The sequence below is a fragment of the Cupriavidus alkaliphilus genome, assembly GCF_014191175.1.
GTDB classification, from domain to species: Bacteria; Pseudomonadota; Gammaproteobacteria; order Burkholderiales; family Burkholderiaceae; genus Cupriavidus; species Cupriavidus alkaliphilus.
The window spans coordinates 122,651-136,578 of sequence record NZ_JACHWE010000002.1; the positions used below are offsets into that span (position 1 = coordinate 122,651).

A 13,928-nucleotide genomic window follows, 5' to 3' on the forward strand; every position below is an offset into this window, starting at 1 on the left:
GGTCCCCGCGTCAGAAAGGAGAAGTTCCGATGGATACGCCGGCGCTTTCGATCGTGGTGGCGAAGCCGATGCCGATGAAAGTGCCGCTGTTGCCCGGATTGAGGATGGCGGTGACGATGCCCACCACCTCGCCATTCATGTTCACCAGCGGGCCGCCCGAGTTGCCCGGATTGACCGCTGCGTCGAACTGGATCAGCTTGTCCAGGGTCCGCTTGTTGTCCGACGCGACGAACTCGCGGTCCAGCCCTGACACCACGCCGGCGGACACCGACGGCCCGATGCCGAACGGAAAGCCCACCGCGACCACTTCGGAGCCGGGCATCAGGTCCCGGCTGGAACCCAGCGTTGCCGCGGGCAGGTCGTCGGGTATCGACCTGGCCTGGATTACCGCCAGGTCCTTTTCGGGAATCGTCTGCAGCACGGTGGCCTCGGACGTGTGCCCGTCGTGGAAGGTCAGTTCCAGGCGCCGCGCCCCCGCAATCACGTGGAGGCTGGTAAGGATCACGCCGCGCTCGGTCACCACCACGCCCGAGCCGATGTGGCGGGATTCGGGCTTGTTCTCGGCGCTGTTGCCGGGCGGACGTTCGTTGGGCAGGGGCGGGGCGGTCGGGCCGGAGGGCGTCGAGGGCGAGGCTTCGGGCGAGGGGGCCGGGGCGTCACGCCCGGCCTGCGGCGCGGAAGCCGCATCGGCGGTTTTTTCGGGCGCGGGGTAGTTGCGGATCTCGACTACCGATTCGCGCACCGCCTCGGCCGCCATGGCGGTGCGCGACGGCAGGGGCTTGGTCTCGAGCGTGTGCAGCACGGCCGCGTCGATGTCCTTCTGCGTCAGCGCGCGCGCCTTCGGCTGCAACAGCCACGCCGAGCCCACGCCGGCGGCAAGAACCAGCGCGACGGCCGCCGAGACCCACCCGTAGATCGTCACCCGTTTCATCGCAGCCCCCGAGGTCCCGTCCCGCCGTGGAAAATACAGTACCATCCTCTTACCCACGCGCCAAGGAGCAGGGCATGCAGTTTCTCTGGCCGCAGATGCTCTGGTTGCTGCTTGCGCTGCCGGTGCTGGCAGCCGCTTACCTGTACCTGCTCGCGCGGCGCAAGAAGGCCGCGCTGCTGTATGCAAGCCTTGCATTGCCGCGCGCCGCGCTCGGCCCGCGCCAACGCCTGCGGCGCCACATTCCGCCGTTGCTGTTCTTCCTCGCGCTGGCCGCGGCACTGCTGGCCTGCGCGCGCCCCAGCGCCACCATCACGCTGCCGGCCGACACCGTGACCCTGGTGCTGGCGATGGACACCTCGCGCAGCATGGAGGCCGCCGACGTGCCGCCCAACCGCATCAGCGCCGCCCAGCAGGCCGCGCGCGACCTTGTCGTGGGGCTGCCGGCCAGCGTGCGGCTGGGCATCGTCTCCTTCGCCGGCACCGCGGCGGTGGTGCTGCCCCCCACCGACAACCGGCAAGACATGCTCGACGCGATCGATCGCTTCCAGCTGCAGCGCGGCACCGCCACCGGCAGCGGCCTGTTCCAGGCGCTGGCGGTGCTGTTTCCCGAAGACGGCATCGACCTCGAAGTGATCCTGTTCGGCAGCCGCTCTGACCGCGCCGGGCGCGGCGCCTCGCTCGACGAGGCCGCCGCGGCCGATGCCGCGCGCCGGCGCGAACAGAACCAGCAGGCCGCGCAGCCCGGCTCGTACCCGCACGGCGCGGTGATCCTGCTCAGCGACGGCCGGCGCACCACCGGGCCGGATCCGCTCGACGCCGCCCGCATGGCCGCCCAGCGTGGCGTGCGCGTCTACACCGTCGGCTTCGGCTCGCAGCAGGTCACGACCGCGCCGGAGTCCAGCCTGGCCTACTTCATGCAACTGGATGAACCGGCGCTGCGCGCGGTCGCCGCCATCACCGGCGGCGAGTACTTCCACGCGGGCTCGGCGGCCGACCTGAGCCAGGTCTACCGCCAGCTCAGCGCGCGCTTTGCGCTGGAGCGCAGGGAAACCGAGCTGGGTGCCTTGTTCGCCGCAGCGGCGGTGGTGTTGCTGGCGGTGGCGTGCGGGTTGTCGATGTTGTGGTTCCGGCGGTAAGGGCGGCAGCAAGCGGCGGCGATGGCGGCATCACGCACCTCGACGAGCGTGGAAGGGCTTGTCAGCACCTGGAGCGGCAGGCCGAGAACCGGGGCCGCCGCAAAGTCCCCCCGCCCAGCCGTGGCAAGGCGGCAACCCCGCCTACTTCTCCTGCATCTTCGCCGCCTTGACGATCTCGCCCAGGCGCCGGCGTTCCGCGTCGACGAACTTGATGAAGTCCGCGCGCGTGCCGCCGACCGGCTCGATGCCCACCTGCTTGAGCTTGGCCGCTGCGGCAGGGTCTTTCATGGCCTTGTCGACCGCCGCGGCGACCTTGTCGAGGATCGCGTCTGGCGTGCCCTGGGGCGCATGGACGCCGGCCCAGTGCGCAATCTGCAGGTCGGCGAAGCCCTGCTCCACCGCGGTGGACAGTTGCGGGTAGGCCGAAATGCGCTGCGTCCACGTGGTGGCCAACGGCTTGAACTTGCCGTCGTGCACGATATGCGGCAAGGCGATGATGCTGGCCTCGGAAGTGCCTTCCACCTGGCCGCCCAGCACCGCCGTGGTGCTTTCCGAGCCGCTCTTGTAAGGCACGGGCTGCAACCTTGCGCCGTACTTCACGTTGAGGAGTTCCGCGACGAAATGCGGGGTGCTGCCGGTGCCCGCAGTGGCGAAATTGAAGCCGGTGCCCTTCTTCGAGGCCTCGACGAAGTCGCGCAGATCCTTGTAGGGCGCGTTCTTCGGCACCACGATGACCGACGGCGCCAGCCCGATCATCGCCACCGGCACCAGCGCGTCGTCCTTGAACGGCATCGACTTCTTGATCATGCTGTTGGAAATCACGCCGGCGGCGCTGATCAGGAAGGTGTAACCATCCGGCGCGCTGCGGGCCACCAGGTCGGCGCCCACGGTGCCGCCCGCACCGGGCCGGTTCTCGACCAGCACGGTCTGGCCCAGCGCCTTGCTGGCGCCTTCGGCGGCCGCGCGCGCCATCAGGTCATTGGCGCCGCCCGCGGCGAACGGCACGACGAAGCGTATGGTTTTCGCGGGCCATGGGTCTTGTGCGCCGGCCGGGCCGGCAGCGACCAGGGCTGCCGTGGCAAGCAGGCCCAGCGTGAATCGGTATGGGCTTGTCAAGTCATGTCTCCTCAGGGTTGTGCGAAGGCCGGCGCTGGCTCGCCGCGCCGGCCCGGGTGAAGCCGCGGGCATCCTAGCCTGGCTCGCCCGGCGGCGCGGTGGTGCCGCGCTGCACCAGCGCGACCGGCATTTCCATCCGGCCCGGCTCGACTCCGTCCTGCAGCCAGCGCAGCAGCGCGAGCGCGGTCTGCCGGCCCAGTTCGCTGCTTTCCAGCGCGATGGTCGTCAGCGCGGGCGTGACTTCGGCGGAGATCGGCAGGTCGTCGCAGCCGACGATGGACAACTGGCGCGGCACGTCCAGGCCCATGGCCGTGGCCTCGAACAGGCAGCCGAGCGCGAGCACGTCGTTGCCGCAGAAGATCGCCGTCGGCGTTGCCGGGGCCTGGGCAAGGACGGCGCGCAACCCGACGCGGCCGCCGGCGAAGGTGTAGGGTTGCTCGCAGACGGCGCCGGGGTGCAGCGGCGCGCGCAGCGCACGCAGCGTGCCGAGGAAGCCTTCGGTGCGAAGCCGCGCGCGGTCGTTATGGGCGCCGATGCCTGAGATCATGCCCAGGCGGCGGTGGCCCAGGTCGTACAGATGTCGCGCGGCCTGCGCGCCGATGTCGAAATTGTCGAAGCCGATGCACGGGTACTGGCTGGACAGTGACCAGGTCAGGATGGTGCGCGTGCCGGATTGCCGCAGCAGCGCCAGCGTGTCAGGGGCATGGTCGGCACCGACCAGGACCATGGCATCGACCGCGCGCTCGGACAGGGCCCGCACCACGTCGGTCTCGGTGTCGGGATCGTAGTTGTGCGAGCCCAGCAGCAACTGGTAGCCGCCGGCCGCCAGCACCTGCTGCATGCCCTGGATCGCATGGGAAAAGATGGCGTTGTCCAGGGTCGGCACCACCGCGGCGACGGTGCGCGAACGCCCGGATGCCAGCGTGCGCGCCGACGCATCGGGGACATAGCCGAGCGCGTCGATCGCCTGGCGCACCCGCTGCAGGGTGTCTTCCCGCACCAGCGAGGGCGATGACAGGGCCCGCGACACCGTCGCCATCGATACTCCCGCTAGTTTCGCCACGTCTTCAAGTCTGGTCCGCCGCACGTTTGCTGTCCTCGTTGCCGTTGCGCCATTGTCGCCGATCTGTGCGCTACACACGACTAGGGCCCGGGACGGTGGCTTGCCCTGCGCGGCTGCGGGAAAACCCTGCCTTGCACTTCGCCGTTCGCCGGCTAGTCTTTTATGAAAGCGCTTTCATTTGCAAATTGGCGGAGATTTCGCCCATGCAGTTTTTGTCTTCCCCATAAATGATAGCGCTTACATTCGCAATTAAAGCCGAGGACCCCCGATGATCACGTACCTGAAGCAAGCCGAGAAAACGCCGCAGACAGAGACCGCCACCGCGCAGAAAGTGGTGGCCGACATGCTGGCCGAGATCCAGGCGCATGGCGAAGCTGCCGTGCGCCAGTACGCCAGCAAGCTCGATGGCTGGAACGGCGAGATCGTGTTGTCCCCGGACCAGGTCCGCGAGCAGACCCGCGACGTGCCCGCGTCGGTGCGCGCCGATATCGACTTTGCCATCCGCCAGGTGCGGGAGTTCGCGCTGGCGCAGCGCGAATCGCTGCGCGAGTTCTCGGTCGAGCTGCACCCGGGCGTGACGGCGGGGCAGCGCGTGATCCCGGTCAACGTGGTGGGCTGCTACGCCCCGGCCGGGCGCTATGCGCATATCGCCTCGGCCTACATGGGGGTGGCTACGGCGAAGGCCGCGGGGGTCGGCACCGTGGTGGCGTGCTCGAGCCCGTTCCGCGGCCAGGGGATCCATCCGCACGTGCTCTATGCCTTCCAGGCGGCCGGCGCGGACGTGATCATGACGCTCGGCGGCGTGCAGGCGATCGCTGCGATGGCCTATGGACTGTTCAGCGGCAAGCCTGCCGACGTGGTGGTCGGCCCCGGCAACAAGTTCGTCGCCGAGGCCAAGCGGTCGCTGTACGGGCAGGTGGGCATCGACGTGTTCGCGGGGCCGTCCGAAGTTGCCGTGATCGCCGACGACAGCGCCGACCCGGCCATCGTGGCCAGCGACCTGGTGGGGCAGGCCGAGCACGGCCACGAGTCGCCGGCCTGGCTCTTCACCACCTCGCGCGCGCTGGCGGAACAGGTCATGGCGCTGGTGCCGGCGCTGATTGCCGCATTGCCGCCGACCGCGCGCGACGCGGCCACCGCGGCATGGCGCGACTATGGCGAGGTCATCGCCTGCGACCGCCGCGAGGAAGTGGCCGCGGTGTCGGACCGCTATGCCTCCGAGCATCTGGAGGTGCACGCGCAGGACCTGGACTGGTGGCTGGCCAACCTGACCTGCTATGGTTCGCTGTTCCTTGGCGAAGAGACCACCGTGGCCTTCGGCGACAAGACCAGCGGCCCCAACCACGTGCTGCCGACCAAGGGCGCGGCGCGCTATTCCGGCGGGCTCTCGGTGCACAAGTTCATGAAGACCCTGACCTGGCAGAAGATGACGCGCGAGGCGACGCGGCAGATCGGGCAGGTGACCGCGCGCATCTCGCGCCTGGAGGGCATGGAGGCGCACGCGCGCACCGCGGACGACCGCATGGCAAAGTACTTTCCGAACGCCCGCTTCGAGATGGGCGCTCCGGTGGAGGTGTGACGATGGCGCCCATGCACAACGCGGCCGGCGATGCTGGACCGGACCTGCGCGGCAGGCAGGCGCTGGTGACCGGCGGCAGTTCCGGTATCGGCGAAAGCCTTGCCGAGGCACTGGGCCGGGCCGGCGCCAGGGTGGTGCTGGCGGCGCGCCGCCAGCCGCAACTCGATGCCGCGGCGTCGCGGCTCGATGCGATGGGCATCGCGGTCGACACGCAGGCGCTGGACGTGTCCGACCTCGATGCGATTCCCGCCGCCGCAGCGGCCTTGCAGCGCCGCTGCGGCACCATCGATATCCTGGTGAATGCCGCGGGCATGAACCTGCGCGAGCCCTTCGACCGCGTCACGCCGGCGTCATGGCGGCTGCAACTGGACACGCATCTGGGCGCGCCGTTCTTCCTGACGCAGGCGCTGGCGCCGGCGATGCAGGCGCAAGGATGGGGGCGGGTGCTCAATCTTGCATCGCTGCAGTCTTACCGCGCCTTCGCCGACAGCGCGCCCTACGGCGCGGCGAAGGGCGGCATCGTGCAGCTGACGCGCGCCATCGCCGAGGCGTGGTCGCGGCACGGCATCACCTGCAATGCGATCGGGCCGGGCTTTTTCCCCACCGCGCTGACCGGGCCCGTGTTCGCCGATGCCGCGCTGGCTGGCCACCATGCCGGGCGCACCTGCATCGGCCGCAACGGCGCGTTGCCGGACCTGCATGGGCTGGCCGCGTTCCTGGCCAGCGACATGGCCGCGTATATCACCGGCCAGACCTTCATGGTCGACGGTGGCTACACGGCAAGATGATTCCCCGCCGCGGGGCGCATCGATTCGCCCCGCGCGTTGACCGATATCCAGAGCGCCATACGCGCCGCCTCGGGACCAGACCCGACAGGAGACAAGCATGACGAAACAGGTAGCGGCGCAGCCGCCGGCACAAGGCCCCGGACGCAAGCTGAGGAAGATCGTGACCTCGAGCACGATCGGCGCGATGGTGGAGTGGTACGACTTCTTCCTGTACGGCGTGGTCGCCGGCCTGGTGTTCAACAAGCTGTACTTCCCCTCGACCGACCCGGTGGTCGGCACCCTGCTGGCCTACGCCACCTTCGCCGCCGGGTTTGTCGCGCGCCCCCTGGGCGGCGTGATCTTCGGCCATTTCGGCGATACCCTGGGACGCAAGCGCATGCTGGTGCTGACGCTGATGATCATGGGCATCGCCACCACGGCCATCGGCCTGATCCCGACCTATGACCAGATCGGCATCTGGGCACCGGTGCTGCTGCTGTTGTGCCGCATAGCGCAGGGCATCGGCCTCGGCGGCGAATGGGGCGGCGCCGTGCTGATGACGTTCGAGAGCGCGCCGGCGGGCCGCCGCGGCTTCTTCGCCAGCCTGCCGCAGACCGGCATGTCGCTGGGCCTGGTGCTGGCCAGCGGCATGATTGCGTTGTTGTCGGCGCTGCTGTCGGACCGGGACTTCCTGGCCTGGGGCTGGCGCATCGCCTTCCTGCTGAGTGCGGTGATGGTGTTCATCGGCTCCTACATGCGCACGCATGTCGAAGAGTCGCCGGAATTTGCCGCGGCACAGCGTCATCCGCCGAGCCGGCAGCCGCAGGCCAGCGCCTTGCCGTTCCTGGCCATGCTGCGCCAGTACCCCCGCGTGGTGCTGGCATGCATGGGCGCGCGCTTTATCGACGGCGTCTTCTTCAACGTGTTCGGGGTGTTCTCGCTCGCTTACCTGACCCAGACCCTGAAGCTGTCGCGCAACGAGGCGTTGCTGGGCGTGCTGCTGGGCGCCGGCGTGATGACGCTGTTCATCCCGCTGTGGGGCGCCGTGTCCGACCGCTTCGGCCGGCCGCTGGTCTATGGCACTGGCGCGCTGCTGGCCGGCCTGTCGGCGTTTCCCGCGTTCTGGCTGATGCAGCATTCGGGCGGCAACGTGCTGCTGGTATGGGCGGCGATCATCATTCCCTTCGGCATCTTCCATGCCGCCGTGTTCGGCACCATGTCGTCGATGTTCTCCGAGGTATTCGATGCGCGCGTGCGCTATACCGGGATTTCCTTCGTCTACCAGTTCGCGGGCGTGTTCGCCGGCGGCCTGACGCCGATCATCGCCACCTGGCTGAACGCGCAGGGCGGCGGCGAGCCCTGGTACCTGTGCGGCTACGTGCTGGCGATCGGCGTGCTCAGCGCGGCCTGCACGCTGTGGATCGGCCGGCGCCCGGGCCCGGCCGGCGCGAGCGCGCTGGCACCGTCCGAAGCCGGCGCCTGAAGCCGGCGCCCCCGGCGCTGGAGCCCCGCGCCCCATTCCTTCTTGCGGGCGGCATTGCGCCGCCCGTCCGTGTGGTTCCCCTCCCATCTTGACTACTGGCAAGGCCATGAAAGCGATCGTCTATACCGAACCCAACGCCGTCGCGGTCCTGGAGCGCGACATGCCGGCCCTGGCCCCCGGCGAAGCCCTGCTGCGCATCGATGCCAGCGGCATCTGCGGCTCCGACCTGCACGCGTATCACGGCCATGATCCGCGGCGCAAGCCGGGGCTGGTGCTTGGCCACGAGTTTGCCGGCACGGTGGTGGCCTCGTCGGACGAGAGCCGGCTGGCCGTCGGGCAGCGCGTGACCGCCAACCCGCTGGTGACCTGCGGCCATTGCGACTATTGCCTGCAAGGGCGCGACAACCTGTGCGCCAACCGCGGCATGGTCGGCATGAGCCGCCCCGGCGCCTTGTCCGAGTACCTGGCGATCCCGATCCGTTGCGCGATTCCCATCCCCGACGCGCTTGCCAGCGTCAGTGCCGCGCTGGCCGAGCCCGCCGCCACCGCGCTGCACGCGGTCAACCTGACCATGCGCGCGCTGGCCAGGCCGCTGCCGGAGGCGCGCGTGCTGGTCATCGGCGGCGGCGCGATCGGCATGCTGGCCGCCGCGCTGGTGCGGTCATATGGCTGCGGCGAGGTCCGGGTGGCCGAGACCAATGCGCTGCGCCGGGCTTCGGTGACGCGGCATCTCGGCTGCGACGCGGTCGACCCGCTGGCCGGTCCGCTGCCGGAGTCGGCCTGCGACGTGGTGATCGATGCGGTGGGCGCGGGCGCGACGCGCAAGCTCGCCATCGCCGCCGCGCGGCCCGGCGGCGTGGTCATGCATATCGGCCTGCAGGACTGGGCCAGCGAGATCGACATGCGCAAGCTGACCCTGTCCGAGCTGACGCTGCTGGGCACCTATACCTACACCATGGCCGACCTGCGTGCCACCGTGGCCGCGCTGGAGCGCGGCAGCTTCGGCACGCTGGAGTGGGTCGAGACGCGCGCGCTGAGCGATGGCCCGGCGGCCTTTGCCGACCTGGCCGCGGGCCGCGTCGCCGCCGGCAAGGTGGTGCTGATTCCCGAAACCGTCTGACTGCGCCGCGGCACGCGGCCTGCACGTCAGTCAAAATTCATATATATGATTTGGTTGACATGGATGAATCCAGCGCCTAACATGATTTCACGCACGACCCACAGAGAGGAGACAACGATGATTCACGTAGTGCTTCATGACGCCAAGGACACCGTCGCGGTGGCCGTGGTGGAAGGGATTCAGCCCGGCACCCAGCTCAACGCCTGGATCATGGACGAAGACAAGGTCGTGACGGTGACCGCACTGCAGCCGATTCCCATCGGCCACAAGGTGGCGCTGCGCGACATGGATGTGAACGAGACGGTCTACAAGTACGGCATCGACATCGGCAAGGTGGTCGCCCCGATCAAGGCCGGCGAACACGCCCACGTCCACAACATCAAGACCAAGCGCTGGTAAGCCAGGCGCGCCGCGCCTGTGTCCCCCCACGCTTCCCATCCGCTTCCATCCCGCTTCCGAGGATCCCCGTCATGTCCGTGATCGATCAAAACACCACCTTCTGGGGCTACCGCCGCGACAATGGCCGCGTCGGTGTCCGCAACCACGTCATCATCCTGCCGCTGGACGACTTGTCCAACGCTGCCGCCGAGGCCGTCGCCGCCGCCATCAAGGGCACCATGGCGATTCCCCACCCGTACGGCCGCCTGCAGTTCGGGCCGGACCTGGACCTGCATTTCCGCACGCTGATCGGCGCCGGCAGCAATCCCAACGTCGCCGCGGTGGTGGTGATCGGCATCGAGGACGGCTGGACCAAGAAGGTCGTCGACGGCATCGCCCAGACCGGCAAGCCGGTGGTCGGCTTCGGCATCGAGGGCCATGGCGATCACGACACCATCATGCGCGCCTCGAAGGCGGCGCGCGAGTTCGTGCAGTACGCAACCGCGCTGCATCGCGTCGAGTGCCCCATCAGCGAACTGTGGGTCTCGACCAAGTGCGGCGAGTCGGACACCACTTCGGGCTGCGGCGCCAACCCCACCGTCGGCAACGCCTTCGACAAGCTGCATCCGCTGGGCACCACGCTGGTGTTCGGCGAGACCTCAGAGCTGACCGGCGGCGAGCATATCGTCGCGGCGCGCTGCGCCAACGACGACGTGCGCCACCAGTTCATGGCGATGTTCGAGCGCTACCAGGGCATGATCGACCGCTGGAAGACCTCCGACCTGTCCGAGTCGCAGCCGACCAAGGGCAATATCGCCGGCGGCCTGACCACGATCGAAGAGAAGGCGTTGGGCAATATCCAGAAGATCGGCAAGAAATGCACCGTCGACGGCGTGCTCGACAAGGCCGAGGCGCCGACGCATCCGGGGCTGTGGTTCATGGACTCGTCTTCCGCCGCGGCGGAGATGGTCACGCTGTGCGCGGCTGCCGGCTACGTGGTCCATTTCTTCCCGACCGGGCAGGGCAACGTGATCGGCAACCCGATCGTCCCGGTGATCAAGCTGTGCGCCAACCCGCGTACGGTGCGCCTGATGAGCGAGCACATGGACGTGGATTGCTCGGGGCTGCTGCAACGCGAGCAGACGCTCGACCAGACTGGCGACAAGCTGCTCGAGTGCATGCTGGCGACCGTCAATGGCCGCTGGACCGCGGCCGAGGCGCTCGGCCATCGTGAATTCGTGCTGACCCGCATCCACGAGTCGGCATGATGAAGCGCATCTGCATCAGCGAGTTCATGGACCCGGCCGCGGTGCAGGCGCTGACCCCCGGCTTCGACCTGCGCTACGAGCCGGGCTGGGTGGATCGCCGCGCCGACCTGCTCGAGGTCCTGGACGGGGCGCACGCGCTGGTGGTGCGCAACCGCACCCAGGTGGACGCGGCCCTGCTCGCGCGCGCGCCGGCCTTGCGGGTGGTGGGGCGGCTCGGCGTGGGGCTGGACAACATCGACGTCGCCGCCTGCCGCGATCGCGGCATCCGCGTGATTCCCGCGGCCGGCGCCAATGCGCGCTCGGTGGCGGAGTACGTGGTGACCACCGCCGCCGTGCTGCTGCGCGGCGCCTACCTGTCCAGTGCCGAGGTGGCGGATGGCCAGTGGCCGCGGGCCAGGCTGTCGGAGGGCAGGGAGGCGCTCGGCAAGACGCTCGGCCTGATCGGGTTTGGCGATATCGGCCGCCAGACCGCGGCGCTGGCCCGCGCCTTCGGCATGGATGTCATGGCGTGCGATCCGATGCTGCCGGCCGACGATCCGGTCTGGTCCGCCACCGGCGTGGCCTGCGTGCCGCTCGATGCGCTGCTGGCGCAGGCCGACGCGGTCAGCCTGCACGTGCCGCTGGTGGCGGCTACCCGCAACCTGATCGATGTCGGCCGCCTGGCGGCGATGAAGTCCGGCGCGGTGCTGGTCAACACCGCGCGCGGCGGCGTGGTCGATGAAGCGGCGCTGGCCGACGCGCTGCGGGCCGGGCATCTGGGCGGCGCGGCACTGGATGTGTTTGCCAGTGAGCCGTTGCCGGCCGGCAGCGCGCTGCGCGGCGTCCCTAACCTGATCCTGACACCGCATGTCGGCGGCGTGACGCGCGAAGCCAATGCGCGCGTGTCGATGATGATCGCGCGCGAGGTGCGCCAGTCGCTGGAGCAGATGCCATGAGCCGGATTGCGTTGCAGGAACTGGAGCGCGTGGCCGCCGCGGGCTTGCGCCGGGCCGGGGCCAGCGCGTTGCAGGCGCAGGCCACGGCGGCTGCGCTGGTGCGGGCCGATGCCGCGGGGCTGCCGTCGCACGGGGTCTCGCGCGTGCCGATGTACGTGGCGCACCTGCGCCATGAGCGGGTCGACGGCAACGCCGAGCCGGCGGTGCACGGCACGCGCGCCAGCGCGGTGCTGGTCGATGCCGGCTGCGGCTTTGCCTTCGCCGCGTGCGACCTGGCCATCGCCGAGGCGATGGCGCGCGCGCGGGCATCCGGCGTCGGCGTGGCCGCGGTCACCAACAGCCACCACTTCGGCGCCGCCGCGCTGCCGCTGGAAGCGGTGGCGCGCGCCGGCATGGTCGGCATCGCCATGGGCAATTCGCCCGCGGCCATGCCGGCGTGGGGCGGCAAGCGGCCGCTGTTCGGCACCAACCCCATTGCAGCGGTGTTCCCGTGGCAGGGCCATGCGCCGGTGGTGATCGACCTGTCGCTGTCGGAGGTCGCGCGCGGCAAGATCATGGTGGCGGCGAAGCAGGGCAAGCCGATTCCGGCCGGATGGGCGCTGGACGAGGCCGGCCAGCCGACCACCGACGCCCAGGCCGCGCTGCGCGGCTCGATGCTGCCGGCGGGCGGCGTCAAGGGCGCGATGCTGGCGCTGCTGGTCGAACTGCTGGTGACGTCGCTGGCCGGGGCGCAGTTCGGCGCCGAGGCCGATTCCTTCTTCAGCGACGCGGGCAACCGTCCGCGCATCGGCCAGCTGTTCTTCGTGCTGGACCCCGGCGCGTTCGCCGGCTCGCAGGTCTACGCCGCGCGCGTGGAAGCGCTGCTGGCGGCGATGCTGGACGACGAAGGCACGCGCGTGCCGGGCGCCCGCCGCGAAACCGCGCAGGCGCAGGCGGCAGCGCACGGCGTCGACGTGCCCGACGCGCTCTGGCGCGAACTGCAATCGCTTGCGGGCGAGGAGGCTGGCGCGCCGCATTGATTTCCTCACAACGGACCCACGTTTAGATGGGCCGGCCACAACTACCGGAGACAAACCATGGATCGACGCTTGATGTGCGGCGCGCACAGGCACCTGAACCGCGTGCTGCTTGCCTTGTCAGTTGTATCGGCCCTCGCTGCATTGGCGCCGCGGCCTGCCGCCGCGCAGGGCGGCAGCGATGCCGCGGCCGCGGACTATCCGAGCAAGCCGGTCCGGTACGTGGTGCCGTTCGCGGCCGGCGGCCTGACCGACATCATGGCGCGCATGGTGGGCCACCAGCTCTCCGAAGAGTGGAAGAAGCCCATCGTGGTGGAAAACCGGCCGGGCGGCAATGCCAACATCGGCGCCGAGCAGGTCGCCAAGGCGCCCCCCGACGGCTACACCTGGCTGGCGGTTACGCTGACGCATGCGTCCAACGTGACCTTGTTTCCCAAGCTGCCGTTCAGCATGCAGAAAGACCTGGTGCCGGTGGCGCGCATTGCCTCCTCGCCGATGATGGTGGTGGTACCGGCCAGCTCGCCGATCAAGTCGATGAAAGACCTGGCCGCTGCGGCGCAGAAATCCAAGCTGAACGCCGGCTCCAGCGGCAACGGCACGCCGCCGCACCTGACCCTGGCGCTGTTCGAAAGCCAGACCCGCACCAGCTTCACCCATGTGCCGTACAAGGGCGGCGCGCCGTCGATGACCGACCTGATCGGCGGCCAGATCGACGTGGTGTTCTCCAACTTTCCTGAATCGCTCGCCTATGTGAAAGGAGGCAAGCTGCGTGCGCTGGCCGTGACCACGCGCGAGCGCCATCCGTTGCTGCCCGACGTGCCCACCGTGGCCGAGGCCGGCTATCCGGAGCTGATCGTCGAGAACTGGACCGGCCTGATGATGCCGGCCGGCACGCCCCGGCCCATCGTCGACAAGGTGGCCGCCTCGGTGTCGCGCATGCTGGCCGCCGAGTCGGTGCGCGGGCGCATCGTTGCCGCCGGGTTCAGTCCCGCGGCCGGCGGGACGCCCTTCGCCGATTACTTCAGCGGCGAGGTGACGCGCTGGGCCCGGCTGATCGAGGAGAAGCACATCCGGGTCGAATAGCGGCGCGTCGCGCCGCCGCGCCGGCGGGCCGGCCGGGGGGCGGCGGCCGTCTT

Annotated in this window: 13 protein-coding genes; 10 read left to right on the forward strand and 3 right to left on the reverse strand. The window is 69.7% G+C overall.

Annotated features, from left to right (window positions below; all coding sequences use genetic code 11):
* Window positions 1–10 precede the first annotated feature (10 nt).
* A complete protein-coding gene (locus FHX60_RS07205) occupies window positions 11–931 on the reverse strand; it encodes a S1C family serine protease (protein WP_112775081.1) in 921 nt (306 codons plus the stop codon).
* 74 nt (window positions 932–1,005) lie between these two features.
* Between FHX60_RS07205 and FHX60_RS07210 the strand changes: the two genes are divergently transcribed.
* Window positions 1,006–2,067 carry a vWA domain-containing protein gene (locus FHX60_RS07210; protein WP_183282920.1) on the forward strand — a complete coding sequence of 354 codons (1,062 nt, stop codon included), beginning with the start codon at window positions 1,006–1,008 and terminating at the stop codon, window positions 2,065–2,067.
* 141 nt (window positions 2,068–2,208) lie between these two features.
* Here the strand turns inward: FHX60_RS07210 and FHX60_RS07215 are convergent, their stop codons facing one another.
* Window positions 2,209–3,183 carry a Bug family tripartite tricarboxylate transporter substrate binding protein gene (locus FHX60_RS07215; RefSeq protein WP_112775083.1) on the reverse strand — a complete coding sequence of 325 codons (975 nt, stop codon included), beginning with the start codon at window positions 3,181–3,183 and terminating at the stop codon, window positions 2,209–2,211.
* 73 nt (window positions 3,184–3,256) lie between these two features.
* A complete protein-coding gene (locus FHX60_RS07220) occupies window positions 3,257–4,246 on the reverse strand; it encodes a LacI family DNA-binding transcriptional regulator (protein ID WP_311728075.1) in 990 nt (329 codons plus the stop codon).
* A gap of 268 nt (window positions 4,247–4,514) precedes the next feature.
* Here FHX60_RS07220 and hpsN point away from each other — a divergent pair, with 268 nt between their 5' ends.
* From hpsN to FHX60_RS07265, 9 genes are all read left to right on the forward strand, one after another.
* Entirely contained in the window at window positions 4,515–5,825 is a 1,311-nt protein-coding gene (gene hpsN, locus FHX60_RS07225; protein WP_183282921.1) for a sulfopropanediol 3-dehydrogenase, read from the forward strand.
* Between the two features lie 11 nt (window positions 5,826–5,836).
* The gene (gene hpsO, locus FHX60_RS07230; RefSeq protein WP_183283408.1) at window positions 5,837–6,613 is read left to right on the forward strand and encodes a (S)-sulfopropanediol 2-dehydrogenase HpsO; all 777 of its coding nucleotides are present in this window, start codon (window positions 5,837–5,839) and stop codon (window positions 6,611–6,613) included.
* A 97-nt stretch (window positions 6,614–6,710) separates the two neighbouring features.
* Window positions 6,711–8,075, forward strand: a complete 1,365-nt coding sequence (locus FHX60_RS07235; RefSeq protein ID WP_183282922.1) for an MFS transporter — start codon at window positions 6,711–6,713, stop codon at window positions 8,073–8,075.
* A gap of 106 nt (window positions 8,076–8,181) precedes the next feature.
* Window positions 8,182–9,195: an alcohol dehydrogenase catalytic domain-containing protein gene (locus tag FHX60_RS07240; RefSeq protein ID WP_183282923.1), complete on the forward strand. Its 1,014-nt coding sequence runs from the start codon at window positions 8,182–8,184 to the stop codon at window positions 9,193–9,195.
* Between the two features lie 117 nt (window positions 9,196–9,312).
* Window positions 9,313–9,594, forward strand: coding sequence for a UxaA family hydrolase (locus FHX60_RS07245; protein ID WP_092312927.1), 282 nt, complete (start codon window positions 9,313–9,315; stop codon window positions 9,592–9,594).
* Between the two features lie 71 nt (window positions 9,595–9,665).
* Window positions 9,666–10,841 (forward strand): UxaA family hydrolase, encoded by a 1,176-nt coding sequence (locus FHX60_RS07250; protein ID WP_183282924.1) that lies wholly within the window; start codon window positions 9,666–9,668, stop codon window positions 10,839–10,841.
* Entirely contained in the window at window positions 10,841–11,776 is a 936-nt protein-coding gene (locus tag FHX60_RS07255) for a hydroxyacid dehydrogenase (protein ID WP_183283409.1), read from the forward strand. The genes FHX60_RS07250 and FHX60_RS07255 overlap by 1 nt, the downstream gene beginning before the upstream one ends.
* Window positions 11,773–12,795 (forward strand): Ldh family oxidoreductase, encoded by a 1,023-nt coding sequence (locus FHX60_RS07260; protein ID WP_183282925.1) that lies wholly within the window; start codon window positions 11,773–11,775, stop codon window positions 12,793–12,795. The genes FHX60_RS07255 and FHX60_RS07260 overlap by 4 nt, the downstream gene beginning before the upstream one ends.
* Window positions 12,796–12,852: 57 nt before the next feature.
* Window positions 12,853–13,875, forward strand: a complete 1,023-nt coding sequence (locus FHX60_RS07265; protein ID WP_183282926.1) for a Bug family tripartite tricarboxylate transporter substrate binding protein — start codon at window positions 12,853–12,855, stop codon at window positions 13,873–13,875.
* The last annotated feature ends 53 nt before the right edge of the window (window positions 13,876–13,928 follow it).

Excerpts from the sequence above, each read along its gene's own strand:
- FHX60_RS07205 (WP_112775081.1), bottom strand. The coding sequence starts at position 931 with ATGAAACGGGTGACGATCTACGGGTGGGTCTCGGCGGCCGTCGCGCTG.
- FHX60_RS07210 (WP_183282920.1), top strand. The coding sequence starts at position 1,006 with ATGCAGTTTCTCTGGCCGCAGATGCTCTGGTTGCTGCTTGCGCTGCCG.
- hpsN (WP_183282921.1), top strand. The coding sequence starts at position 4,515 with ATGATCACGTACCTGAAGCAAGCCGAGAAAACGCCGCAGACAGAGACC.
- hpsO (WP_183283408.1), top strand. The coding sequence starts at position 5,837 with ATGCACAACGCGGCCGGCGATGCTGGACCGGACCTGCGCGGCAGGCAG.
- FHX60_RS07235 (WP_183282922.1), top strand. The coding sequence starts at position 6,711 with ATGACGAAACAGGTAGCGGCGCAGCCGCCGGCACAAGGCCCCGGACGC.
- FHX60_RS07240 (WP_183282923.1), top strand. The coding sequence starts at position 8,182 with ATGAAAGCGATCGTCTATACCGAACCCAACGCCGTCGCGGTCCTGGAG.
- FHX60_RS07245 (WP_092312927.1), top strand. The coding sequence starts at position 9,313 with ATGATTCACGTAGTGCTTCATGACGCCAAGGACACCGTCGCGGTGGCC.
- FHX60_RS07250 (WP_183282924.1), top strand. The coding sequence starts at position 9,666 with ATGTCCGTGATCGATCAAAACACCACCTTCTGGGGCTACCGCCGCGAC.
- FHX60_RS07255 (WP_183283409.1), top strand. The coding sequence starts at position 10,841 with ATGAAGCGCATCTGCATCAGCGAGTTCATGGACCCGGCCGCGGTGCAG.
- FHX60_RS07260 (WP_183282925.1), top strand. The coding sequence starts at position 11,773 with ATGAGCCGGATTGCGTTGCAGGAACTGGAGCGCGTGGCCGCCGCGGGC.
- FHX60_RS07265 (WP_183282926.1), top strand. The coding sequence starts at position 12,853 with ATGGATCGACGCTTGATGTGCGGCGCGCACAGGCACCTGAACCGCGTG.